Consider the following 24,479-nt stretch of genomic DNA (forward strand, 5'->3'; position numbering starts at 1 on the left):
TTTTCTTTTATCCATTTTACTTGGCGATACTTTCGTATCAATTTCTGAAACTTCTTTTTATAGAATTTTCAGGGGTTGGAATATACTGTTCAGTTATCAAGGTTCTCTTTGCGCTGATCTCTCAGCGAACGGAGAAGGAGGGATTTGAACCCTCGCGCCGCTATTAACGACCTACTCCCTTTCCAGGGGAGCCCCTTCAGCCAGCTTGGGTACTTCTCCAGATGCCTGAATCCTTTTATATAAATCCGTTATTTCCGAGCGGAGAGAGTGGGATTCGAACCCACGCGCCCTTTCGGACAAACGGTTTTCAAGACCGCCTCGTTATGACCGCTTCGATATCTCTCCAAAAGTGTGCTCGACTACTTTATCATATATCTCAGTGTTTGTCAAGAGGTTTTTTATTTTCTTTTTTGTTGCTTTGTGTTTTTCACACGCGCAAGGAATACTTTACCACCTTTCATCAAATATGTCAATTACTTTTTTCAATTTTTTTCATTTTATTTTTTCTTCTATTTTTCTTGTGGAGCGCTCTGTTTTTCGTTATACTAATATCATTGGTCTTCATAAGGCCACAACGACATTCCGATAAACGAATAGGACATTCAACAACAGGAGGTTTACTATGGGAGGTTTCTTTGGAGTCGCTTCCAAAAGCGACTGTGTCTTTGATCTGTTCTTTGGTACAGACTATCATTGTCACCTTGGGACAAGGCGTGCCGGCATGGTGACATATAATAAAAAGAAGGGCTTTGACCGGGCAATCCACAACATCGAAAACGCCCCGTTCCGTACAAAATTTGATAAAGAGGCAAATACCATGCACGGCAACATGGGAATCGGCTGTATTTCTGATTATGAACCGCAGCCGCTGTTGATCCGCTCCCATCATGGTACGTATGCTCTGACAACTGTAGGAAAAATCAACAATGCTGATGCCCTCGTGGAACAGCTTTTAAAGGATTCTCCCTCTCATTTCTTTGAAATGCGCGGCGGCCTCATCAACGCGACCGAGCTGGTGGCCGCTCTGATCAACCAAAAGGAAAATCTGATCGAGGGCATCCAGTATGCACAGGAAATCATCGACGGTTCCATGACCCTGCTGCTTCTGACACCGAAAGCCCTTTATGCCGCCCGTGACAGGCTTGGACGTACTCCTGTTGCCATCGGGCAGAAGGATACCGGCTTCTGTGCCGCGTTCGAAAGCTTTTCCTATTTAAATCTTGGCTATACTGATTACAAGGAGCTCGGCCCCGGAGAAATCGCTCTGATCACACCGGAGTCTGTCCGCACCCTGGTAAGTCCCGGAAAGGATATGAAGATCTGTACCTTCCTCTGGATCTATTATGGATATCCTTCTTCTTCCTATGAAGGAATCAGCGTCGAACAGATGCGCTACAACTGTGGTGCAAAGCTGGCGCAGCGCGACAACATCCGCCCGGATACCGTCGCCGGAATTCCCGACTCCGGAATTGCTCACGCCGTCGGATATGCCAACGAATCCGGAATTCCTTTTTCTCGTCCATTCATCAAATATACACCGACCTGGCCCCGTTCCTTTATGCCGACCATGCAGACACAGCGAAACCTGATCGCCAAAATGAAGCTGATCCCGGTTCACGATCTGATCCAGGGGCGCCGTCTTATGCTCATTGATGATTCCATTGTCCGCGGAACCCAGATGCGGGAAACCACCCAGTTCCTTTATAAGAGCAGTGCTAAGGAAGTCCATATCCGTCCGGCCTGTCCGCCTCTGATCTTCGGCTGCAAGTATCTGAACTTCTCCCGTTCCTCCTCGGAGATGGAGCTGATCACCAGACAGGTCATTCAGGAAATGGAAGGGAACTATCGCTTCGCAAGGCTGGAAGCCTACGTCGATCCGGAGACAGAAGAGTATCAGACCATGGTACATAAAATTGGGGAAAAGCTTGACTTTACCTCCCTGCGGTACCACCGTCTTGATGATATGATCGACTCCGTAGGAATCGACCGTGAAAAGCTCTGTACCTATTGCTGGGACGGACGCGAATAGCTTATCTGAATTTTTCATTTCACAGGATGAACTTTCCTGTGAAATAAAAAAAGCAGGCAGATGTGCCGCCTGAGTGACTGCCTCCGATGGGGAGGCGTCCGGGGTACACATCTGCCTGCTTTTCTATATTCTATAGCTCTGCTTTCATCTGTATCAGATCCCACGCTTCTCCGTGAAATTCCAATGCCGCCGGTTTTCGTCCGACTTCGGTAAAGCCCAGTGCTTCATAGCAGCCGATGGCCGCCGGATTATTGGTAAACACACCAAGGGTGGCCGTTTTCATGCCAAGGATCGTTCCGGCATAGCGAAGCGCCTGAGAAACCATCTGCTTTCCGGCTCCTTTTCCGCGCATGGACGGGGAAAGGATGATAAAGCCCAAATAAGCACTTTCCGCAGTAAAATCTGCCTGGCGGATCATGATATGCCCTACCGTATTTCCCGCATCATCAAGAGCCGCCAGACTCCAGCGGTCTTCCCGCTGTTCGGATTCCTTCTGGTATGCCTCGAACTGCTCTGCTGTGAACGGCCAGGCAAATACACCGTTACTCCATTTTGCAAAGGCTGCCTCATCGGCAAACCAGCCGGGAAGCAGTGCATGATCCATTTTTTTCCAGGGTCTCAATCGAATCATATTCTCTCCTCAAACGCTATCTGTTTTCCTTCTCCCGACTCTCCAGAAAGACTTCGGCAATCTTCATGTCCTCCGGTGTTGTCACTTTAATGTTTTCATAGCTGCCACGGACAAGCTTTGCCCGCCTGCGAAGGAAGATCTCCGCCAGCATGGTATCGTCCGTCACCGGGATCCGGTACTCCCCGGAGCGAAATCGGCGATGTGCCTCCAGGATCACCGGATAAGAAAATCCCTGAGGGGTATGAATCGCCCATAGACTCTTCCGGTCTGGTGTATCCACGGCCAGCTCCTCCTCATCCGCAATCTTGATGGTATCCTTTACCGGCATTCCCGTGGTGCAGCTGTCGTACATCAGTGCACCATCCAGCACTCCCGCGATAATCTCCTGGGTCAGAAGCGGCCTGGCACCATCATGGATCAGCACGTAATCACAGGGGGCTGCCGCCAGAAGCCCCTCATAAACGGAATCGTAGCGCTCGGCGCCGCCGGGAATGATCTTCGCCACCTTGGAAAAGCCATACTTCTCCACCAGCTCCTTCTGGCAATGCTCGATCTCTCCCTCTCCGGTGACCAGGATCACCTCATCCACGGGACTTTCTTCAAAGGCTTTCAAAGAATAATATAAGACCTCATGCCCCTTCAGCAGACGATACTGCTTCGGAACACCTGCTCCCATCCGTTTTCCCTGGCCTGCTGCCAGAACGATTGCTGTCACCTTCATTACCGTTCTCCCAGCCGCAGATTTGGCACGGCATTAAGATCCCAGCCGCTCCTGCGTCCTTTTTTATACTCATAATACGCCGCCGCACCGATCATGGCCGCATTGTCGGTACAGAGGATCGGCGACGGATGGTAAAAGTTCAGATGTGCTTTTTCACAGGCTGCCTTCATCCGGGCACGCAGCTCCGAGTTGGACGCTACCCCGCCTGCAATGACCACATCCCTGATCCCATATTCTTTTGCGGCAAGCATAGTCCGGCTTACCAGTGCCTCCACCACTGCATTCTGGAAAGACGCTGCCAGATCGTTGGGATTTACCTCATGCCCCTGCATCTTCTCATGGTTCAGATAATTCAACACTGCTGATTTTAAGCCGCTGAAGCTGAAATCGTAGGGAGATCCCGCAATCTTTGCCCGCGGAAATTCCATAGCATGGGGATTTCCCTCCTTTGCCGCCCTGTCGATCTTCGGGCCGCCCGGATAACCAAGGCCGATGGCCCGTGCCACCTTATCAAAGGCTTCTCCTGCCGCATCATCTCTGGTTCGTCCGATGATCTCAAACTCTCCGTAATCCTTCATGATGACCAGATGGGTATGCCCTCCCGACACGATCAGGCATAAAAAGGGCGGCTCCAGCTCTTTGTTCTCGATAAAGTTTGCACTGACATGCCCCTCGATATGATGAACACCGATCAGCGGCAGTTTCTTTGCATAAGCAATGGCCTTCGCTGCGGAAACACCTACCAGAAGCGCTCCTACAAGACCCGGTCCATAGGTCACGCCAACCGCCGTCATATCATCCAGTGTCATACCTGCATCCGAAAGTGCCTGCTCCACTACCTGATTGATTTTCTCGATATGCTTTCTGGACGCAATCTCCGGAACCACACCGCCGTACAGGGTATGAAGCGCGATCTGGGACGAAATCACATTGGATAAAACCTCTCTTCCGTTCTTGACCACGGCCGCTGCCGTCTCATCACAGGAGCTTTCAATCGCCAAAATATATACATCTTTTTCCTGTTCCATTTTCTCCGCCTCTATTCTTCATCCTCGAACTGGAGCGTCAGGGACTGACCGTCCTTTGCCGCCACCGCCCGCGGGAATATCTTTCTCACTTCATTCATGTAATCCTCCGGCCATGCCAGGGACGGACTGTAATGAGTCAGCCACATTTCCTTTGTATCGGCATCTCTCGCCAGTCTGGCAGCCTCATGCATGGTCATGTGTTTATGCTCTTTCGCTTTTGCCAGCTTCTCCGGCTCCCCGTACATGCCCTCGCAGATAAACAGATCCGCTGTTTCTGCTTCCTTTGCGATCACCGGAAGCGGTCTGGTATCGGTGCAGTACGTCACCTGGATTCCCTTTCTGGGTGCTCCCATGACCTGATCGGAGGTATATGTCACGCCGTCCAGCTCCACCGTTCCGCCATGCTGAAGAACGCCCCAGGCCTGAACGGGAAGTCCCAGCGCCTTCGCCTTTTCCACCTGGAATTTCCCGGCACGGGGCAGAGAAACACTGTATCCATAACAGGTAATGTTATGATTCACCCGAAAAGCCTTAATGGTATAAGGTCCCGCCTGAAATTCCTGCTCCTTTTCCGTCAGCTCCAGAAATTCAATGGAAAAAGGAAGCTCCGGTGCAATGGTCCGAAGTGCCGTTACCACCCGCTCCAGGCCCTTGGGGCCGACCATCAGAAGCGGTTCCGTCCGCTCTGCATTTCCCATGGTCAGCAAAAGCCCCGGAAGACCACTGATATGATCCGCATGATAATGGGTAAAGCAGATCACATCAATGGGCTTTGCGCTCCAGCCTTTCTTTTTCAGGGCGATCTGCGTTCCTTCTCCGCAGTCGATCAGCAGATGGCTTCCTTCACATCTGGTCATCAGGGAAGTCAGCCATCGGTAAGGGAGGGGCATCATGCCGCCCGTCCCAAGCAAACATACATCCAGCATATCGATTCCTTCCTAAATAGTCTCTGTTGTATCTGTGATCCTCACATTCTTCTTCCCACCCGAACCGTCACGCTTCTCTGATGTAACAGAACAGTCTGGCATCCTCGGTGGGATTATGATAATAAGCCCGTCTTTTTCCGGTTTCCCGAAAGCCGCAGGACTCGTAAAGGGCGATGGCCGCCTCATTTCCGGCACGAACCTCCAGAAACGCTGCCTTACACCCGGTTTCCTCCAGCCAGGAAACGAACTGCTCCATGAGCATTTTTCCGATTCCGTGCCTCCGGTACTCCGCTGCTACGGCAATCCGGTGCAGCTCCCCCTCACCGGCTACCGCCATGGAAAAGAAATAGCCTGCCAGTACGCCGTTTTCAAACCAGCCGAAGGCTCCGTAGGACAGCGCCGCCGTCTGTTCTTCTGCCTGACAGATGGATTCATTCACCATATTTTCCGTCCATGGTTCCCCGAAGCTCCGGCGCTCCAGAAGCGTCACTGCTTCCGTATCCTCCGGCCGCAGTCTCCGGATCATGGCTGCCCCTTTTCCATCCGGTTCCGTTCTGCCTGGGACAGACGCAGATACTCCGGTCCATGCTCTGCCGCTGTCTCCGTCTTTCCCTCCCGGTAATAGACCGCTCCAAGAGCCGCCACCGCACCGGCTCTCGCCCGCGCACCAAAGGAGGGTGCAATTACATAAGGCACCGGGCAGTCCCGTTCAATGACTTCCCGGCTCACGGGAACACCGTCTCCCAGGAATACCACAGGACAGGAAATCTCTCCCAGCTTATCCAGCACCTCGCCGATGGCCAGCGGTGTCTGAGGCATCAGGATTTCAAACTCATCGTGAAACTGGTAGATCCCCGCATAAACCTGTCCCCTTCTGGCATCCAGCATGGGACAGATCACCCGGTCCGTTCCATAATGCTGATATGCCATGGCATCCAGCGTCGGCACATGGATCAGAGGTTTTTTCAGGGCAAGGCCCAGCCCCTTTGCCGTTGCCGACCCAATCCGCAGTCCTGTAAAGGAGCCCGGGCCGCCGGACACTGCGATGGCATCCACCGTTTCCAGATCTGTTTCCGTCATGGTCACAATCTCATCGATCATGGGCAGCAGCGTCTGGGAATGGGTCTTTTTATAATTGACTGTATACTCTGCTGTCAGAATATCGTCCTCCCAGATGGCAGCAGAGGCCGTCAGGGATGCACTTTCAATTCCCAATATTTTCATCGTTTCTCTCCAAACCGTTCTTCCACGGTAATCGTTCTGTAATCAAAGCCATGTTCCAGATCCTTTTTTATAGTAACCTGAATGGCCGTTTCCGGAATCAGCTCGCTGATCATGGACGCCCACTCGATCAGGCAGACTCCGTCTCCGTAAAAATAATCCTCATAGCCGATCTCATCCATTTCCTCCGGCTCTTCAATGCGGTAAACATCGAAATGGTACAGAGGAAGCCGTCCTTCCTCGTAGATCTGAAGGATCGTAAAGGTCGGGCTGTTGACCGGCTCTTCAATTCCAAGTCCCACGGCAAAGCCCTGGGTAAATACGGTTTTTCCTACGCCAAGCTCTCCATCCAGGCAGATCACGGTTCCGGCCTTTGCCTGCTTTCCCAGCTCTTTCCCGAACTCGAATGTTTCTTCCGGGCTGAATGTTTCTTTTACCACCGTTACTTCCTCCGTTTTTTCCGCTTATTGACAATCTTCATGCCGGACGCATCCGCAAGGATCGCCTCTGTCACTGCATCCGCCTGGGCCTCCGGGAGCTGATCCAGCGGAAGCAAATGGGCACGGACCTTCCCCATATAAAAGATTACCAGGTTCTTTAAAATTACGATCTTTGTTACCTCTTTCCAGGCAATGCTTCCGCCGTTTTCCCCCTGGGTCAGGGAAATTCCCTCTTTGGTGATCTCCAGATCAATGGGATTTTGGAACAGCTCTGCAGCCTCCACCTGGCGTTTTGACTTGAAATATAAGTTCACCGGATTGATGACCAGCGCCCAGAGGATCAGAAGCACACAAATCGCTTTTGTTCCCGTATTCATCGATGTAAAGTTTCCGATAAGATCCGCCAGGGCCAGAATGGAAAGAAGCCCCAGCAGCAGTCCTGTCACACCAACATACGTATGATACAGCTGGAAGCGGTACATATCCTTTGGCCCGATCTTGGTAGTTGCCTTCACACCGCACTTCTGTCCGGAAGTACTGCTTTTCACTGTCTCTTCCCCGGTTACTGTTTCTGTATCTGGCGTCTCCGCCGCTCTTTTTTCTGTATTCTCACTGTTTTCCATATCCATTTCTTCCTTTCCTTTCCGCCGGCCACCCGCTTCGGCCCGCTTTCTGTCTTACCTCCCGATCTTCATGGTAAGCTGGATCCGTCTGCGATCCACATCCACCGTCATGACCTGTACCTCGACCACATCACCTACACTGACTGCCTCCAGCGGATGCTTAATGTAGCGCTCCGTCATCTGGGAAACATGCACCAGTCCGTCCTGATGAACGCCGATGTCCACAAAGGCGCCAAAATCGATCACATTCCGGACAGTTCCCTTTAAGATCATACCCGGTTTCAGATCCTTGATATCCATCACATCAGTCCGCAGGATCGGCTTGGGCATTTCATCACGGGGATCTCTTCCGGGCTTTTCTAACTCCGACAGAATATCCTTTAAGGTGATCTCACCGATCCCAAGCTTCTCCGCCATCTTCTCCGGCATCGTCACCTTCTTTGTGATCCCCGGAAGTCCGCCGGAGCCGATCTCATTTTTCTCATATTGCAGGCTCTTTAACAGCTCATCCACGGCCTTATAGCTCTCCGGGTGGACTGCCGTTGCATCCAGCGGATTGTCACCGCCGCGGATCCGCAGGAAGCCGGCGCACTGCTCATAAGCCTTGGGGCCCAGCTTCGGCACCTTCAAAAGAGCCCGCCGGTCACGGAACCGGCCATTTTCCTCCCGGTAAGCAACAATGTTTTTCGCCACTGCTTTGCTGATTCCGGAAATATAGGATAATAAGGACGCCGATGCCGTATTCAGATCCACGCCCACCTTATTCACACAGTCCTCCACCACACCGGTCAACGTCTCATCCAGCTTTTTCTGGTTCATATCATGCTGGTACTGGCCCACACCGATGGCTCTCGGTTCGATCTTCACCAGCTCTGCCAGAGGATCCTGAAGCCGTCTTGCAATGGAAACTGCGCTTCGCTGCGCCACATCAAAATCCGGGAATTCCTCTGTTGCCAGCTTGCTGGCAGAATATACCGAGGCCCCCGCCTCATTTGTGATAATATACTGAACCTTTTCAGGAATTTCCTTCAAAAGCTCTGCGATGATCTGCTCCGACTCTCTGGAGGCTGTTCCGTTACCCACGGAGATCAGCGTGATCCCATACTTTTTAATGAGCTTTTTCACCGTTTCCTTGGCAGCCTCCACCTTATTCTGAGGCGCGGTCGGATAGATCACCACCGTATCCAGTACCTTGCCCGTGGGATCCACCACCGCCAGCTTGCAGCCGGTACGGAAGGCCGGATCCCAGCCCAGCACCACCTGTCCCTCAATAGGCGGCTGCATGAGGAGCTGCTCCAGATTCTTTCCGAACACATGGATTGCTCCCGTCTCGGCGTTTTCGGTCAGCGTACTCCGCACTTCCCGCTCCACTGCCGGAGCGATCAGTCTCGTATAACTGTCCGCGATGACCTCCTTTAATACCGGAGTCGTGTTAGGGTTGTCCCGTACCAGGATCTTCTTCTCCAGATAACGGAGGATCTCTTCTTCCGGTGCTTCCACCTTGACCGTCAGAAATTTCTCCTTTTCGCCGCGGTTCAGTGCCAGGATCCGGTGTCCTGCTGCTTTCTTCACCAGCTCTTCATACTGATAATACATTTCATAGACTGATGTTTCCTCCGGATCTCTTGCCTGGGAGCGAAGCAGTCCCTTCTTCATGGTCAGCTCCCGGATATGGATCCGGTAATCGGCTTCATCGGAAATCCGCTCTGCCAGAATGTCTCCGGCTCCGGCCAGTGCCTCCTCAGCGGTCGAAACACCTTTTTCTTCAGAAACATACGCCTCCGCTGCTTCCAGGGCCGGCTCCTTCATCATCTGAAGCATCAGCGTATCTGCCAGCGGTTCCAGTCCCTTTTCTTTGGCAATCGTCGCTCTTGTCCGCCGCTTGGGACGGTAGGGACGGTAAAGATCCTCTACCACCACCAGCGTCTGTGCGTCCTCAATCTGTTTTTTCAGCTCAGCGGTCAGAACGCCCTGCTCCTCAATGGAGGAAAGCACCTGTACCTTCCGCTCCTCCAGGTTTCTCAGGTATTTTAACCGCTCATCGAGGTTTCGCAGCACCTCGTCATTTAAAGAGCCCGTCATCTCCTTCCGGTAACGGGCGATAAAAGGGATCGTATTCCCCTCGTCGATCAGGTTAACGGCAGCCTCCGCCTGGTTCTGTCGGATTCCAAGCTCCTCTGCCAGTGTTCTGATGATATCCATAAACCAACTCCTCCGATTACAAGCTCGCCGCCGTCCACTTTCCCGGAGCCGCCCGATGATCCGGACAGGTTTTGGGAAAGCATACCGATGACGATCAGTATTACTGCTATTTTAATATAAATACGCCGATAAGTCACCCCCTGTATTTTCCCATAAATGAAAATTTCCAGAGTGTGGCTGAACAGAAAGGCAGAAAAAAGACAGGGCGGCTACCACGAGGATAGCCGCCGGTCCCAGCCGATATAAAAGTCCGCTCGATATTTTTTATTCTTCGCCAAGGTCAAACTTGTCGTGAATTGCTCTCATGGCTCTTGTCACATCGTTCTCATCGATCAGAACCGTGATGCGGATCTCGGAGGTGGAGATCATCTGAATATTGATGCCTGCTCCGTAAAGTGCCTCAAACATCTTTGCCGCCACACCGGGATTGGAGGTCATGCCTGCACCGATGATGGAAACCTTTGCCACATGCTCATCATACTTGAAGGAGTTTGCGGTGAATGCATCCTTATGCTCCTCAATAATGGCCAGTGCTTCCTGAAGCTCGGTCTTCGGTACGGTAAATGCAATATCACGTCTGCCGTCTCTTGCTACGGACTGAAGAATGATATCAATGTTGATATTCTTTGCTGCCAGGTAATTGAAGAGCTTGAAGGCAATGCCGGGCTCATCCTTTACACCGATAACCGAAATTCTAGCTGTATTCATATCAGAAGCGACACCGCTTACGACCATTTTTTCCATTTTTGTTTCCTCCTTCACAACAGTTCCTTCTGCATAGTTCAGACTGGAGCGTACCACAAGCTGCACACCGTATTTCTTTGCCATTTCCACTGAGCGGTTATGGAGCACCTTTGCACCGAGAGACGCAAACTCCAGCATCTCATCATAGGTTACCTCGCTCATCTTTCTTGCATTGGGCACGATCCGGGGATCTGCCGTGTAAACCCCCTCTACATCTGTGTAGATCTCACAGGCATCTGCATGAAGCGCTGCGGCCAGTGCAACGGCCGTGGTATCAGAGCCGCCGCGTCCCAGCGTGGTGTAATTGTCATGACGGTCAACTCCCTGGAAGCCGGTCACGATCACGATCTTTTTTGCATCCAGCTCATTGCGGATCCGTTCCGTGTCGATTCTCTTCAGCCGGGAATTCGTATAAGCAGATGTGGTATGCATTGCCACCTGGAAGGCATTTAAGGAAACAGCCGGAATTCCCAGGGATGCCATCGCCATTGCCATGTAGGCAACAGACATCTGCTCGCCGGTTACCAGGAGCATATCCATCTCACGCTTGGGTGGATTGGGGTTGATCTCATGGGCCTTCGCAATCAGGCCGTCAGTGGTCTTTCCCATTGCGGACAGAACCACGACTACATCATTGCCTTTCTGGTAATCTTCGATGCAGCGCTTTGCCACATTGAAGATCCGTTCCTTGTCGGCAACAGAGCTGCCGCCGAATTTCTTAACGATTAACATAATCTCCTCCTGATTTGCATATAGGTTCTTTTATGCAGCTTTCGCCACAGTAACATCTTTTATAATGTATCCATGCGGATCATATGAAGAACGCCTTCGAGCTGTCCTGCCTTCTTCTCGTACTCCGCCTCGCTCATCACCGGCGTTACGAATGCAAACTCGTCCATGCCGGGAAGCTCGACATATTCCACAGCACCAAAGAGCTTTTCCACTTCTGCCTGGCGGTCTGCTTTCTTTCCGGAAACGCGGACAAAGAACTTCCGCTCCCAGCTTCCCTTGTCTGCCAGCGGCAGCTTCCTGGTGCTCCAGCTTGTCACCAGAGTTCTTCCGGGATTCTTTGCCATCTCGATCACATCAGCCACTACAGCACTTGCGGTGGGAAGGCTTCCGGCTCCGCGTCCGTAGAACATCAGCTTGTCAACCATGTTTCCCTCGACCAGAATGCCGTTAAACACATCGTTTACCGCGTAAAGCGGATGCTCCGGCCCGATCATCATGGGCGCTACCATGGCATAAAATTTTTCACCGGCACGCTTGCTGGTTCCGAATAATTTAATCGATGTTCCCATCTTTCTTGCATAATTAAAGTCCACATCGGTGATCTTTGTGATCCCCTCGGTGTAAACATCCTCGAAATCCACCTGACAGCCATAAGCCAGAGAGGACAGGATCGAGATCTTTCTGCAGGCATCAAAGCCCTCAATATCTGCGGTGGGATCCTTCTCGGCATAGCCCTTGTCCTGCGCTTCCTTTAATACGGCATCGAAGGTCATACCCTCCTTATCCATCTTGGTCAGCATGTAGTTGGTGGTTCCGTTTAAGATTCCGGTGATCTCCTCGATCTCATCCGCTGTCAGACACTGGTTCAGCGGACGGATAATGGGGATTCCGCCTCCGACGCTGGCCTCAAATAAAAAGCTTACATGATGCTCCTTTGCCAGCTCCAGAAGCTCGGTTCCCTTCTTGGCCACCAGCGCTTTGTTGGAAGTCGTAACGGACTTTCCGGCACACAGGGCTTTCTTGACAAAGGTGCAGGCAGGCTCTACGCCGCCCATAGTCTCTACCACAATCGCCACCTCAGGATCGTTCATGATCACATCAACATCATGAACGACCTTTTCCTGAATCGGATCGCCGGGGAATTCCCGAAGATCAAGCACATACTTTACTTCCAGAGCTTCTCCGACCTTTGCGGCAATGCTCGCAGCGTTTGTTTCCACGACCTTGGCAACACCGGAGCCGATGGTGCCATAACCCATGATTGCAATCTTCATTGTTGTTTTCCTCTCACTCTCTCGCAAGTATTTTTAAATAATGGATTCCTTCCAGTTTCTCAATGGTCTCCAGCATGGACGAGGTGTCTCCCGTTGTGGGAAGCACATCCACGCTCAATGTCAGCGATGCCACACCATTGATGGGAATCGTCTGATGGATCGTTAAGATATTTCCGTTATACTCGGCGATAGTCTTTAACACCGCCGACAAAAGCCCCGGCTTATCATCCATCTGAAGCACAAAGGTAATGGTCTTCCCCCTGGCATTGTCATGGAACGGAAAAATATCATCTTTATATTTATAGAAAGAACTGCGGCTGATCCCGACACGCTCCGTTGCTTCCTGTACTGTAATGGCTTTTTCCGAATCCAGAAGCCGTTTGGCCTCTACTACCTTTAACAAAACCTCCGGAACTGCCTTATTTCTCACCACATAATACTGATTATCCTCTGCCATAACTCCTCCGTCTCCAGGGCGTCCGTCCGTCAAATACATGTGTTTTTACCAGAAAGAATATTAACATATACTCCGGGAATATGCAACCGTTTTTTCAAAAAAAATAAAATTAGTATTTTCCCTTCGCGGCTCCACCCGGGCCAGCCAACCGGCACATATAGAAGCTGCCTCTGTCTGGCCCGGGTGGAGCCGCGAAACTGCAAAGCTTAATCAATTCCGGGGCTCAAAACATTCCCTCCGCAACAGACATGCACGCTTCCGGCTGATTAAATGTCGGAAAAGGAGCGCGCCCGGATCGCTGATAACCCGAACACGCTCCCAGAGCCTTCCGCTTACGCTTCCGGCGTTTTTTCTCCAAGCTGGAGATATTTTAAATACGCACTGATAAAATTATCAATATTTCCGTCCAGCACCGCATTCACATTGCTGCTCTCCTCACCGGTCCGATGATCCTTTACCATGGTATAAGGCTGCATCACATACGAACGGATCTGGTTTCCCCAGCCGATCTCCTTGACATCACCGCGGATGTCAGAGATCTTCTCCGCATTCTCCTGCTGCTTGAGCAGCAAAAGTTTTGCCTTTAACATCTGCATGGCCTTGTCCTTGTTCATATGCTGGGAACGCTCATTCTGGCACTGTACCACGATTCCCGTAGGAAGATGGGTGATACGGATTGCCGATGAGGTCTTATTGATATGCTGGCCGCCGGCGCCGCTGGAACGGTACGTATCGATCCGCAGGTCATCCGGATTGATCTCAATATCAATATCCTCCTCAATATCCGGCATCACATCGCAGGACACAAAGGATGTCTGCCGCTTTCCTGCTGCATTAAAGGGAGAAATCCGCACCAGACGGTGCACACCTCGCTCCGATTTCAGATAGCCGAAGGCATTCATGCCGTTGATCTGGACTGTCACCGACTTGATCCCGGCTTCGTCTCCGTCCAGATAATCCAGCACCTCTGTGGAAAAGCCCTTTCGTTCCGCCCAGCGGGTATACATGCGGTACAGCATGCCCGCCCAGTCGCAGGACTCGGTTCCGCCCGCCCCTGCGTGAAGGGTCAGGATCGCATTGCAGTTATCGTACTCTCCGGAAAGCAGCGTCGCAAGACGCATTTTCTCCAGTTCTTCAGAGAGGGTTTTCATTCCCTCCTCAATCTCGGGAAGAACCTCCGGGTCATTTTCTTCATAGCCCATCTCAATGAGGATCTGGATTTCTTCTTTTTTCTCCTCCAGCTCCTGAAATTCTTCCACCGTATCCTTTAAATTCTTTAACTCCTGCATGATCTTTGTGGAACGCGCCGCGTCATTCCAGAAATCCGGCTCCTCCAGGTGCCGTTCCAGCTCCGCGATCCGTTCCTTTTTGCCAGCCAGGTTAAAGTGAATCCCTCACTTCCACTAAAGGCTTCTCAAGAGCCGCAAGATCGGCCTTGTAATTATCTAATTCAACCATTAGCTTCACCTTCTTTCTATATGATGTTCCTGCGGCAGTTCTCCCCGCCGCAGGTCTTTCCGAACCGCTTCCGGTCCGGTTTTTCTTTTTATTTTCCGGCTTCTCTACTTTTCCAGCCGTCCGCAGCACTGCTTATACTTTTTGCCTGAACCACAGGGGCAGGGATCGTTGGGATAAACCTTCCGGTTTTCCCGCTTTTTGGGTGCATTGGCAACGGTATCGTCCTTGTTGGTTCCGGTCACCTTTGCCACCTGCTCACGTTCTACCTTCTGCTCTACCCGTACATGATACAGAAGCTTGATGGTATCCTCCTGAATATTGGCTGTCATGGCATCAAACATCTCATAGCCGGCCATTTTATATTCCACAAGGGGATCTCTCTGGCCATAGGCCTGAAGTCCGATTCCCTGGCGGAGCTGTTCCATATCGTCGATATGATCCATCCACTTCCGGTCGATGACCTTTAAGAGCACCACGCGCTCCAGCTCTCTCATCTGCTCTGCCTCGGGGAACATGGCCTCCTTTTCCTCGTAGAGCTTCACAGCCTCTTCTTTTAACATATGCTTTAACTTACTCTTGTTAAAGCTCTTATATTCCTCCTCGGGGATCTCGATGGGCTTTAAGGGGATCACCGGCCCGATCAGGTCGTTTAAGCTCTTAACATCCCACTCCTCCGGGGACTGCTCATCGGAGATGCTGGCATCCACCGCATTCTCCAGGGTATCCGTGATCATTTTAAAGATCACATCGCGCATGCTCTCGCCGTCCAGAACCTTCCGGCGCTCGGCATAGATCACCTCACGCTGCTCGTTCATGACCTCGTCATAATCCAGCAGACGCTTACGGATTCCGAAGTTGTTGCCCTCGATCTTCTTCTGAGCCTTCTCAATGGCACTGGAAAGCATTTTATGCTCAATCTGCTCCCCGTCCTTAACACCCATGGCATTAAAGATGGACATGAGACGCTCCGATCCGAACAAACGCATCAGATCGTCCTCCAGGCTGATATAAAACCGGGATTCACCGGGATCGCCCTGTCGTCCGGAACGGCCGCGCAGCTGATTATCGATTCGTCTGGATTCATGGCGCTCCGTACCGATGATCTTTAAACCGCCGGCCTCTCTTGCCGCATCATCCAGCTTGATATCGGTACCACGGCCTGCCATATTGGTCGCAATGGTCACAGCTCCGTGAACACCGGCCTCCGCAACGATCTCCGCCTCCAGCTCATGGAACTTGGCATTCAGAACCTTATGAGGAATTCCGCGGCGCTTCAAAAGCTCGCTGATTTCCTCCGAGGAATCGATGTTGATCGTTCCGACCAGAACCGGCTGTCCCTTTTCATGAGCCTCCGCCACCGCATCAACTACCGCATGAAGCTTCTCCCGCTTGGTCTTATAAACCGCATCATCAAAATCCTTTCGGATCACCGGACGGTTGGTGGGGATTTCAATAACATCCATGCCGTAAATATCACGAAATTCCTTTTCTTCAGTAAGAGCCGTACCGGTCATACCGGCCTTCTTGTCAAACTTATTAAAGAAATTCTGGAATGTGATCGTTGCCAGAGTCTTGCTTTCTCTCTTGACCTTTACATGCTCCTTTGCCTCAATGGCCTGATGAAGGCCATCGGAATAACGGCGGCCCGGCATGATACGGCCCGTAAACTCATCGACGATCAGCACCTGATCATCCTTTACCACATAATCCTGATCACGGAACATCAGATAATTCGCCCGCAGTGCAAGATCGATGTTATGCTGGATCTCCAGATTCTCTGCATCTGCCAGGTTTTCAATATGGAAGAACTGCTCCACCTTGGAAACACCCTGCGCCGTCAGATTTACGACCTTTTCCTTTTCATTTACCACAAAATCACCGGTCTCGGTAATCTCCTCTTTCATGATAGCTGCCATCTTGGTCATCTCACCGCTGGCCTCGCCGCGCTCCAGACGCTTTGCCAGACTGTCGCAGACCTCATACAGCTTTGTGGACTTTCCGCTCTGTCCGGAAATGATCAGAGGCGTTCTCGCCTCATCGATCAGGACCGAGTCCACCTCATCGACAATGGCATAATGAAGCTCTCTGAGAACGAGCTGCTCCTTATAAATGACCATGTTGTCACGAAGATAATCAAAGCCAAGCTCATTGTTGGTCACATAAGTAATATCACAGTTGTAGGCTGCGCGGCGCTCCTCGCTGTTCATGCTGTTCAACACCACGCCTACGGTCAGTCCCAGGAACTCATGGACCTGCCCCATCCACTCAGCATCTCGCTTTGCCAGATAGTCATTGACCGTTACCACATGGACGCCTCTTCCCTCCAGGGCATTTAAGTATGCCGGAAGAGTCGCCACCAGAGTTTTTCCTTCACCGGTCTTCATCTCTGCGATTCGTCCCTGATGGAGAACGATACCACCGATGATCTGCACCGGATAATGTTCCATTCCAAGCACACGCCTTGCCGCCTCACGGACAACCGCATAAGCCTCTGGCATGATCTGATCCAGAGTCTCTCCCTTTTCCAGGCGGGACTTGAATTCCTTTGTTTTTCCGCGAAGTTCTTCATCGGACAGCTTCTCCATCTCCGGCTTTAAGGCAACCACCTTGTCAGCGATGGGCCGGATCAGCTTTAACTCCCGGTCACTGTGCGTTCCGAATATTTTCTGCATTAAACCCATAATCGTTGTTCGCTCCTGCTTTCTTTATTCAATCAAAACAAGCTGTCAATCTGTTTCATTGTATCACTAACCGCCCCTCAGTTCAACTGTTTTCCTGTGCGCTCCCCCGTTCCCGCCCCTGTTTTCCCTTTGTCAACCTCTTTTTTTCCTGCTTTTTACACAAATCTCGCTCAATTTATACAACTTGCACAATTCGACACCGTGCGGTTTGTCTCTCCACAGGGACACCAAAATCTTATCCACATTATCCACAAAAGTTTTCCACAGGTTTTTCGCCCGTTTTCCCTTGATTTTTGGGTTATCCACGAAGTTATCCACATTATCCACAATTTCCACAGCGTGTTTCGTGGACAACCAGACAAAACATCCGTTTTGTGAACTTGCCCGAAAATACCATTTTCCGACCGTTTTCTTTCTTTTTCCCTTGACTTTTCCCTCGCATCTGTTCACGGCCTCCTTCTTCCATTTTGTTGTCGAACAATTCATAATCTTTTTATATTTTTGCCTTGTAAATTTTTCGTTTTATGATATAATATCAATACAATCTCTCATTACAAACACGAGAGAAAAAGCAGGTAAAGGAGTTGATGTTATGCAGTATATTATTACAGGAAGAAATATCGACATCACCGAAGGACTCAGATCTGCAGTCCATGAAAAGATCGGAAAACTGGAACGCTATTTCAGCCCCGCAACCGAAGTTCACGTTACTCTGAGTGTGGAAAAGGATCGCCAGAAAATCGAAGTTACGATCCCCGTAAAAGGTTCCATTATCCGTTCCGAACAGGTCAGCAATGATATGTATGTTTCCATCGACCTGGTAGAAGAGATCATTGAACGTCAGTTAAAGAAATATAAAACCAAGCTGGTTGACCAGGAGCAGAGTGCACTCTCCTTCTCCGAAGCCTATATGGAGGAAGAAGCGGAAGAACCCGATGCCGTAAAGATCGTCCGCACAAAGCGCTTTGCTGTAAAGCCTATGGATCCCGAAGAAGCCTGCATCCAGATGGAGCTTCTCGGACATAGCTTCTTCGTATTCCGCGACGCAGAAACCGATGAAGTATGCGTTGTTTATAAGAGAAAGGACGGTACATACGGCCTGATCGAACCGGAATTCTAACATCGTTTTTGCTTTACGGAGGACACCACCAAAGCCATTACCATGCGCGTGCAACCGGCACCTCCTTTCTGAACCAGGATCCCCGACGGGGGATCCTGGTTTTCTGTTGAAATACATCTGCTTCCTCCTGCAATCGAATTTCCGGCCCACCGATGACATCATACCGGCTGCGAAGGGGACGTCCCGAGCCCCGGCATTTCCTAAATTCTCTCCCACCTTTTCTGTAAATCGAATTTCCAGATTGGCGGCGCTGCCATATTGACTGCGCCGACTCCTCGGAATTCGGAAACTCTCTTTACTTTCCCCCCGTTCCCCGCTATACTTATACGCGGAGGAATTTATCATGTCATACACAAAAGAACCATCATTCTGGGAAGCCGGTCTGCGTGACGGTCTTCCCATCTGTCTCGGATACTTCGCAGTATCCTTTGCATTCGGCATTCAGGCGAAGAATTCCGGCCTTACGGTATTCCAGGCTGCCCTGATGTCCTTAACCAATGTCACCAGCGCCGGACAGTTTGCCGGCATCGGCCTCATTGCCGCCGGTGCATCCTATCTGGAAATGGCATTGACCCAGCTGATCATCAATCTGCGCTACTGTCTCATGTCCTGCGCCCTGTCCCAGAAGATCGGCCCCGACATGGCATTCGGCCACCGGTTCGGAATTGCCTTCGGCGTCACCGATGAGATCTTCGGCGTCAGTATCTGCCGCCCCGGCTCCCTGCGTCCGTCCTATTCCTACGGACTGATGGCAGTTGCCATTCCCGGCTGGGTACTGGGAACACTCTTCGGAATTCTTTCCGGAAATCTTCTGCCGGCCGGAATCATCAGCGCCCTGGGCATTGCCATCTACGGCATGTTCTTAGCCATCATCATCCCGCCGGCCAAAGAGGAAAAGCCGGTGCTTCTGGTGGTACTCAGCGCCGTTGCTCTGAGCACCCTGTTTACCTATACACCGGTCTTAAATAAGATCTCGTCCGGTTTCCAGATCATTCTGATCACGGTTCTCGTTGCCGGAGCTGCCGCGATCCTCTTCCCCGTAAAGGAAGAAACGTCCGGAGACGCAGCTTCCGATGGGGCCGACAAGGAGAAGGAGGCACACCATGAAGCCTAATGTATATCTTTATATCCTGGTCATGGCCGGTGTCACCTACCTGATCCGTATGCTGCCCCTGACCCTGATCCGAAAAGAAATTAAAAGTCCGTTTATCCGGTCTTTTCTGCACTACGTTCCTTATGCCACCCTGTCAGCCATGACCTTCCCGGCGATCCTTTATTCCACCTCCGGGATCTGGCCGTCCCTGTGCGGCTTTCTCACAGCGCTTTTCCTGGCCTATAGAAAGAAAAGCCTGCTCACCGTGGCAATCTGTGCCTGCGTGGTTGCATACGCGGCAGGACTGGTATTTTGAGCTTGTAAAAGAAAATTTTAAAGTTTTCCTGATAAATTAAGATATGGCAGACGAGTATGTTTCCGACCTCTCTCATCGAAAATCGGTTCCTGAGGAAGCATACACGATCTGCCATATTTCGTTTCTCTATTATCTTTACCAATTTCTCCGGCATCGTCTTTTTAATCCGCGCCCGTATCCGTCCTTTTAATTCCACAAATCTCCCGAAGACTGCGTTCTTTATAGCCGATCCGGCCCGCGGGGTGTTCCGTCTGAAAAATCCGATGTTCCGATGATATTCCGTCAGATTCCAGTGCGTGCCGAATCAGATTCAACAGTTCTTCTTCTCCTGTTGTTTTCCGTGTTCCTGATACACGGTTTCGTTCCTCTCCGCTTTCATTCCCCAGTTTCCAGTCTCCCATCAGCACCACATACTCCGGTTGTAACAGCTCGATTTCCCGCTGAAGATATGCCTGATAATACCGGACATAACCGATCAGCCGCCGGGAATCACAATTCTTATAACCGCCCCGCTTATTCAGGTTCAGATAGGCGCAGTCAGCAAGGCTCCATGTTTTCCATGAATCAGATCCCGATTTTACTCCATGATTTCCTGCCGTCTCGTCTTCCGTCCTGCTCCCTGTCAGGCTCTCATTTCGGGCCTGCTTCTCCAATTTCTTTAAAATCCATTCCAGAACATTCTTATACCTGGTCTGTGCCGCTTTTTCCGATGAGCTTAACAAAATTCCCAGACGCTTCCGCTCTTCCGGCCAGTAATAGCTGCCCTTCTTCTTCGCCCGCAGCACCTCCCGCAGCCAGAAGGTATCGCTTCGCTCCCCGGCAGCTTCTGTCCTGCTCCCGTCTGTGCCATTGTCCAGCAGATGCGATTCTTTTGCCACAAATAAAACATGCGCTCTGCGCTTCTCCGTTTCTCCCAGGAATCCATCTGGCGTGAAGCTTCCCTTAAATAATTCATACACCGGAACATCGTCTCCCGATTTTGGAAACGTGTTTTTCAGACAGGACATTTCCGATTCCAGCTCCTGAGCCTGTTTCCAGGATAAAAACAGTTCTTCCAGTGTCCGGCAGGCTTCCGGCGCAGAACCAGCTTCTGAAGCGGAACTGATTCCGTTTTCCCCGGCTTCTGGTAAACATCCATCTTCCGTCCTCTGTATCTTCCGCTCCACCGGTTTCCTGTGGAACAAAAACGCTCCGCGGGGATCGCCGCGTCTGCTGTCCTTACGCACCTTCATTTGTTCTCACGAACTGGCTGTTGTAAAGCTCGGCGTAGAAGCCGTTCTTCGCCAGCAGTTCCTTATGCCGGCCCTGCTCGATGATATGACCATCCTTCATGACCAGAATGATATCGGCCTCCCGGATCGTGGACAGACGATGGGCAACGATGAAGCTGGTACGTCCCTCCATCATCTTTGCAAAGGCCTCCTGGATCCGGATCTCAGTCCGGGTATCAATGGAGGAGGTTGCCTCATCCAGGATCAGCATGGGCGGCAGACACAGCATCACACGGGTGATGCAGAGCAGCTGCTTCTGTCCCTGCGACAAATTATCGCCATCCTCGGTGATCACGGTATCATAGCCCTCCGGCAGACGTTTGATAAAGCTGTGAGCATGAGAAGCCTTCGCTGCCGCAATGACCTCTTCGTCGGTGGCATCCGGCTTGCCCATGGTGATATTCTCGCGAATCGTGCCGGTGCGGAGCCAGGTATCCTGAAGCACCATGCCGAAGTTCTCCCGCAGGTTCTTTCTCGTCATGTCTCTTGTTTCGATTCCGTCCACCTGAATCGTTCCGCTGTCCACATCATAGAACCGCATGAGCAGATTGATCATGGTTGTCTTTCCGCAGCCGGTGGGACCGACGATGGCGACACGCTCGCCGGGGCGGACAGACAGATTAAAATCCTCGATAAGCTTCTGCTCCGGATTATAGGAGAAGTTCACATGGGAAAGCTCCACGTTTCCTTCTGCCTGCTTTAACACCTGCGGATCTTCCTTGTCCGGCATCTGAGGCTCCTCCTCGATCAGCTCAAAGATCCGCGCCGCACAGGCCACCGCGTTCTGCAGCTCTGTCACCACGCCGGAAATCTCGTTGAACGGCTTGGTGTACTGGTTCGCATAAGAAAGGAAGGTGGTCAGCTGGCCGATGCTGATGCCGCCGCGGATTGCCGAAAGAGCGCCCGTGATTCCCACTCCGGTGTACACCAGGCTGTTGACAAACCGGGTTGACGGATTTACCAGCGAGGAGAAAAAGGTCGCACGCAGGGAGCATTTTGCCAGCCGTTCGTTGATCTCATCAAACCTCTCCTGGGTTTCGTCCTCATGGGAGAAGGCCTGAACCACCTTCTGGTTTCCGATGGCTTCCTCGATGAGCGCCGTCTGCTCGCCCCTTGTCTCTGACTGGAGCTTAAACATGAAATAGGTTTTCTTTGCAATAAAGCTTGCCACAAATAACGAGACCGGGGTGATCAGAACCACCACCAGAGTGATCTGGAAATTCACCAGCAGCATAAAGCCCAGGGTTCCGAGGATCGTGATCACACCGGTGAACAGCTGGGTAAAGCCCATAAGCAGGCCGTCAGCAAACTGATCCACGTCTGCCACCACACGGCTCACGATGTCGCCGTAGGAATGGCTGTCAATATATTTCAGAGGAAGGATCTCCAGCTTGGCAAAGGCATCACGCCGGATATCCTGCACCACATGATAGGTGATGCGGTTATTGCACACGTTCATGATCCACTGGGATACCGCCGTCAGGGCAATAACGATCACCGCGGTCCGCAGGACACCGAACACGCCGTCAAAATCCACATGGCCGGGGCCGATGATAAAGTCTACGGCCTTTCCGGTCAGGATCGGGATATAAAGGGTCAGTGCCACGGTCACCGCTGCGAACAGGATCGACAGTACCACAAAAAACCAGTATTTTCCAATATAGTGTAAAATTTTCCGGAAGGTATCTTTTCTGGCCGGTTGCTTTTTCATCTTGTCGTCCATTTACTTTTCCTCCTTCGGGAACTGAGAATAATAAATTTCCTGATAAACCGGGCAGTCCGCCATCAGGGTCTCATGGGTTCCGATCCCGGCCACATGACCGTCATCCAAAACCACGATCTGATCGGCATACTGGATGGACGCCGCGCGCTGGGACACAATGAACACCGTCAGCTTTTCCTTCATGGCGCCGATGGCAAGGCGGAGCTTCGCATCGGTGGCAAAGTCAAGGGCCGAAGCACTGTCGTCCATGATGAGGATCTCCGGCTTCTTCACCAGTGCTCTGGCAATGGTCAGTCTCTGACGCTGTCCGCCGGACAGATTTTTTCCGCCCTGGCTGATCATGGTATCGAGACCATTCTCTTTCTTTTCCACGAACTCCTTCGCCTGGGAGATCTCCAGTGCCTCCCAGATTTCCTCATCGGTGGCATCTTCCTTTCCCCATTTCATGTTCTCACGGATCGTGCCCTTAAACAGCACGGCCTTCTGGGGCACAACGCCGATCTTTTCCCGCAGCGTTTCCAGCGGATATTCCTTGACGTTGATGCCGTCCACCAGGACCTCACCCTCACTCACATCATAAAACCGGGGGATCAGGTTGACCAGCGAGCTCTTTCCGGAGCCGGTTCCGCCGATGACGCCGATGGTCTGCCCCTCACGGGCCCTGAAATCCACATCGGTCAGGGAATGATCGCCGGCATTTTTATAAATCAGCCCTGCATGGGCAAATTCTACGGTTCCCTTTAAGGGAGAAAGGCTTCCCGCCCAACTCTCCGCCGCCGGAGCCGTCATGCTGGCGGGCGTCTCCAGAACTGCCGAGATGCGGTTTGCACAGGCCAGTGCCTTCGTGATCGTAATGATCAGGTTGGCCAGCTTAATGAGCTCCACCAGGATCTGAGACATATAGTTCACCAGAGCGACCAACTGGCCCTGGCTGATGATCCCGGAGTCTACCTTAATGGCTCCTGTCCAGATCAGAACCACAATCGCTCCGTTGATGATCACATAGGTAATGGGATTCATCAGTGCCGAGATCCGTCCTGCAGACACCTGCATCTTTGTCAGGGTTTCATTGCGCCCGGAGAACCGCTTCCGCTCCTCCTCCTCTTTGTTGAAGGCACGGAGCACACGCACACCGGTCAGGTTTTCTCTTGTGCTTCCAAGGACCCTGTCCAGCCCTGCCTGTACCTTTTTATACAGGGGCATGGTCCACAGCATAATTCCGAACACCACGATCGACAGCAGCGGGATCGTTACCACGAAGATCATCGCTGCCTTCACATTGATGGTAAAGGCCATGGCCATAGCGCCAAACACGATAAACGGAGACCGCAGGAACAGCCTCAGCGTCATATTCACCCCCTGCTGGGCCTGGTTCACATCGCTGGTCATCCGCGTGATCATGGTCGATGTCCCCAGTGTATCCATTTCCGTGTAGGAGAGGCTCTGGATATGGGAGAACAGCGCATGACGCACGCCGGTCGCAAATCCAACCGCCGCCTTCGCCGCAAAATACTGAGCGGTGATGGAGCTGGCCAGTCCGACGATTCCCAGTCCGACCATGACCAGACACATCCGGATCACATATCCCACATCCTGGCTGGCGATTCCGTTATCGATCACCGCCGCCATAACCAGCGGCACCAGCAGCTCGAAGGACGCCTCCAGAAGCTTGAACAGCGGCCCCAGGATACTTTCTTTTTTGTAGTCTTTCAAATACACCAGAAGCTTTTTCATCTGCACACCTCTTTGTTCTTATTGTTGCGTTTTTCCGTTTTTTATACTATCATAA

Annotated in this window: 22 protein-coding genes and 2 tRNA genes; 4 read left to right on the forward strand and 20 right to left on the reverse strand. The window is 51.6% G+C overall.

What is annotated here, in order from left to right:
• Nucleotides 1-129: 129 nt before the first annotated feature.
• Both ACTQ3K_RS07850 and ACTQ3K_RS07855 read right to left on the reverse strand, forming a co-directional pair.
• A tRNA-Ser gene (locus tag ACTQ3K_RS07850) sits at nucleotides 130-219 on the reverse strand.
• Between the two features lie 40 nt (nucleotides 220-259).
• Nucleotides 260-345: transfer RNA gene (locus ACTQ3K_RS07855), tRNA-Ser, on the reverse strand.
• A 277-nt stretch (nucleotides 346-622) separates the two neighbouring features.
• Here ACTQ3K_RS07855 and ACTQ3K_RS07860 point away from each other — a divergent pair.
• Entirely contained in the window at nucleotides 623-2,029 is a 1,407-nt protein-coding gene (locus ACTQ3K_RS07860) for an amidophosphoribosyltransferase (protein WP_441567013.1), read from the forward strand.
• Between the two features lie 130 nt (nucleotides 2,030-2,159).
• Here ACTQ3K_RS07860 and ACTQ3K_RS07865 read toward each other — a convergent pair whose 3' ends face one another.
• From ACTQ3K_RS07865 to ACTQ3K_RS07935, 15 genes are all read right to left on the reverse strand, one after another.
• The gene (locus tag ACTQ3K_RS07865) at nucleotides 2,160-2,660 is read right to left on the reverse strand and encodes a GNAT family N-acetyltransferase (RefSeq protein ID WP_441567015.1); all 501 of its coding nucleotides are present in this window, start codon (nucleotides 2,658-2,660) and stop codon (nucleotides 2,160-2,162) included.
• Between the two features lie 16 nt (nucleotides 2,661-2,676).
• Entirely contained in the window at nucleotides 2,677-3,381 is a 705-nt protein-coding gene (gene ispD / locus ACTQ3K_RS07870; protein ID WP_441567017.1) for a 2-C-methyl-D-erythritol 4-phosphate cytidylyltransferase, read from the reverse strand.
• Complete coding sequence (gene tsaD, locus ACTQ3K_RS07875; protein WP_441567019.1) at nucleotides 3,381-4,409, reverse strand: tRNA (adenosine(37)-N6)-threonylcarbamoyltransferase complex transferase subunit TsaD; 1,029 nt, start codon at nucleotides 4,407-4,409, stop codon at nucleotides 3,381-3,383. The genes ispD and tsaD overlap by 1 nt, the downstream gene beginning before the upstream one ends.
• Nucleotides 4,410-4,420: 11 nt before the next feature.
• The gene (locus ACTQ3K_RS07880) at nucleotides 4,421-5,335 is read right to left on the reverse strand and encodes a ribonuclease Z (RefSeq protein ID WP_441567021.1); all 915 of its coding nucleotides are present in this window, start codon (nucleotides 5,333-5,335) and stop codon (nucleotides 4,421-4,423) included.
• Between the two features lie 67 nt (nucleotides 5,336-5,402).
• Complete coding sequence (gene rimI, locus ACTQ3K_RS07885; RefSeq protein ID WP_441567023.1) at nucleotides 5,403-5,861, reverse strand: ribosomal protein S18-alanine N-acetyltransferase; 459 nt, start codon at nucleotides 5,859-5,861, stop codon at nucleotides 5,403-5,405.
• Nucleotides 5,858-6,559, reverse strand: coding sequence for a tRNA (adenosine(37)-N6)-threonylcarbamoyltransferase complex dimerization subunit type 1 TsaB (tsaB, locus tag ACTQ3K_RS07890; RefSeq protein ID WP_441567025.1), 702 nt, complete (start codon nucleotides 6,557-6,559; stop codon nucleotides 5,858-5,860). The genes rimI and tsaB overlap by 4 nt, the downstream gene beginning before the upstream one ends.
• Nucleotides 6,556-6,996, reverse strand: a complete 441-nt coding sequence (gene tsaE, locus ACTQ3K_RS07895) for a tRNA (adenosine(37)-N6)-threonylcarbamoyltransferase complex ATPase subunit type 1 TsaE (protein ID WP_441567027.1) — start codon at nucleotides 6,994-6,996, stop codon at nucleotides 6,556-6,558. The genes tsaB and tsaE overlap by 4 nt, the downstream gene beginning before the upstream one ends.
• A gap of 2 nt (nucleotides 6,997-6,998) precedes the next feature.
• Nucleotides 6,999-7,619 carry a YcxB family protein gene (locus tag ACTQ3K_RS07900; protein ID WP_441567029.1) on the reverse strand — a complete coding sequence of 207 codons (621 nt, stop codon included), beginning with the start codon at nucleotides 7,617-7,619 and terminating at the stop codon, nucleotides 6,999-7,001.
• A gap of 54 nt (nucleotides 7,620-7,673) precedes the next feature.
• The gene (locus tag ACTQ3K_RS07905) at nucleotides 7,674-9,821 is read right to left on the reverse strand and encodes a Tex family protein (protein ID WP_441567030.1); all 2,148 of its coding nucleotides are present in this window, start codon (nucleotides 9,819-9,821) and stop codon (nucleotides 7,674-7,676) included.
• Nucleotides 9,822-10,085: 264 nt separating this feature from the next.
• Complete coding sequence (locus ACTQ3K_RS07910; protein ID WP_441567032.1) at nucleotides 10,086-11,297, reverse strand: aspartate kinase; 1,212 nt, start codon at nucleotides 11,295-11,297, stop codon at nucleotides 10,086-10,088.
• 59 nt (nucleotides 11,298-11,356) lie between these two features.
• Entirely contained in the window at nucleotides 11,357-12,571 is a 1,215-nt protein-coding gene (locus ACTQ3K_RS07915) for a homoserine dehydrogenase (RefSeq protein ID WP_441567034.1), read from the reverse strand.
• A gap of 13 nt (nucleotides 12,572-12,584) precedes the next feature.
• Nucleotides 12,585-13,028, reverse strand: a complete 444-nt coding sequence (locus tag ACTQ3K_RS07920) for an ACT domain-containing protein (RefSeq protein WP_441567036.1) — start codon at nucleotides 13,026-13,028, stop codon at nucleotides 12,585-12,587.
• A 332-nt stretch (nucleotides 13,029-13,360) separates the two neighbouring features.
• A protein-coding gene (prfB, locus tag ACTQ3K_RS07925) for a peptide chain release factor 2 (RefSeq protein WP_441567038.1) occupies nucleotides 13,361-14,486 on the reverse strand; the annotation gives its coding sequence in 2 pieces (ribosomal slippage) (nucleotides 13,361-14,410 and nucleotides 14,412-14,486; 1,125 coding nt in all).
• A gap of 104 nt (nucleotides 14,487-14,590) precedes the next feature.
• Nucleotides 14,591-17,167, reverse strand: coding sequence for a preprotein translocase subunit SecA (gene secA / locus ACTQ3K_RS07930; RefSeq protein WP_441567040.1), 2,577 nt, complete (start codon nucleotides 17,165-17,167; stop codon nucleotides 14,591-14,593).
• A gap of 132 nt (nucleotides 17,168-17,299) precedes the next feature.
• Complete coding sequence (locus ACTQ3K_RS07935) at nucleotides 17,300-17,617, reverse strand: hypothetical protein (RefSeq protein ID WP_441567042.1); 318 nt, start codon at nucleotides 17,615-17,617, stop codon at nucleotides 17,300-17,302.
• Nucleotides 17,618-17,759: 142 nt separating this feature from the next.
• Here ACTQ3K_RS07935 and hpf point away from each other — a divergent pair, with 142 nt between their 5' ends.
• From hpf to ACTQ3K_RS07950, 3 genes are all read left to right on the forward strand, one after another.
• Nucleotides 17,760-18,287 carry a ribosome hibernation-promoting factor, HPF/YfiA family gene (gene hpf, locus ACTQ3K_RS07940; protein WP_441567044.1) on the forward strand — a complete coding sequence of 176 codons (528 nt, stop codon included), beginning with the start codon at nucleotides 17,760-17,762 and terminating at the stop codon, nucleotides 18,285-18,287.
• Nucleotides 18,288-18,630: 343 nt separating this feature from the next.
• Complete coding sequence (locus ACTQ3K_RS07945; RefSeq protein ID WP_441567046.1) at nucleotides 18,631-19,401, forward strand: AzlC family ABC transporter permease; 771 nt, start codon at nucleotides 18,631-18,633, stop codon at nucleotides 19,399-19,401.
• Nucleotides 19,391-19,696, forward strand: a complete 306-nt coding sequence (locus ACTQ3K_RS07950; protein WP_441567048.1) for an AzlD domain-containing protein — start codon at nucleotides 19,391-19,393, stop codon at nucleotides 19,694-19,696. The genes ACTQ3K_RS07945 and ACTQ3K_RS07950 overlap by 11 nt, the downstream gene beginning before the upstream one ends.
• A gap of 161 nt (nucleotides 19,697-19,857) precedes the next feature.
• On the opposite strand, the gene ACTQ3K_RS07955 is transcribed toward ACTQ3K_RS07950, so the two are convergent.
• From ACTQ3K_RS07955 to ACTQ3K_RS07965, 3 genes are read right to left on the reverse strand one after another with little or no spacing between them, the layout of a single operon-like run.
• Complete coding sequence (locus ACTQ3K_RS07955; protein WP_441567050.1) at nucleotides 19,858-20,928, reverse strand: hypothetical protein; 1,071 nt, start codon at nucleotides 20,926-20,928, stop codon at nucleotides 19,858-19,860.
• Complete coding sequence (locus ACTQ3K_RS07960) at nucleotides 20,915-22,690, reverse strand: ABC transporter ATP-binding protein (protein WP_441567052.1); 1,776 nt, start codon at nucleotides 22,688-22,690, stop codon at nucleotides 20,915-20,917. Before ACTQ3K_RS07960 ends, ACTQ3K_RS07955 begins: the two co-directional genes overlap by 14 nt.
• Complete coding sequence (locus ACTQ3K_RS07965) at nucleotides 22,691-24,424, reverse strand: ABC transporter ATP-binding protein (protein ID WP_441567054.1); 1,734 nt, start codon at nucleotides 24,422-24,424, stop codon at nucleotides 22,691-22,693.
• Nucleotides 24,425-24,479: the final 55 nt, after the last annotated feature.

It is taken from the genome of Candidatus Paralachnospira sp. LCP21S3_A2 (assembly GCF_052118925.1).
Taxonomy (GTDB): Bacteria; Bacillota; Clostridia; order Lachnospirales; family Lachnospiraceae; genus Lientehia.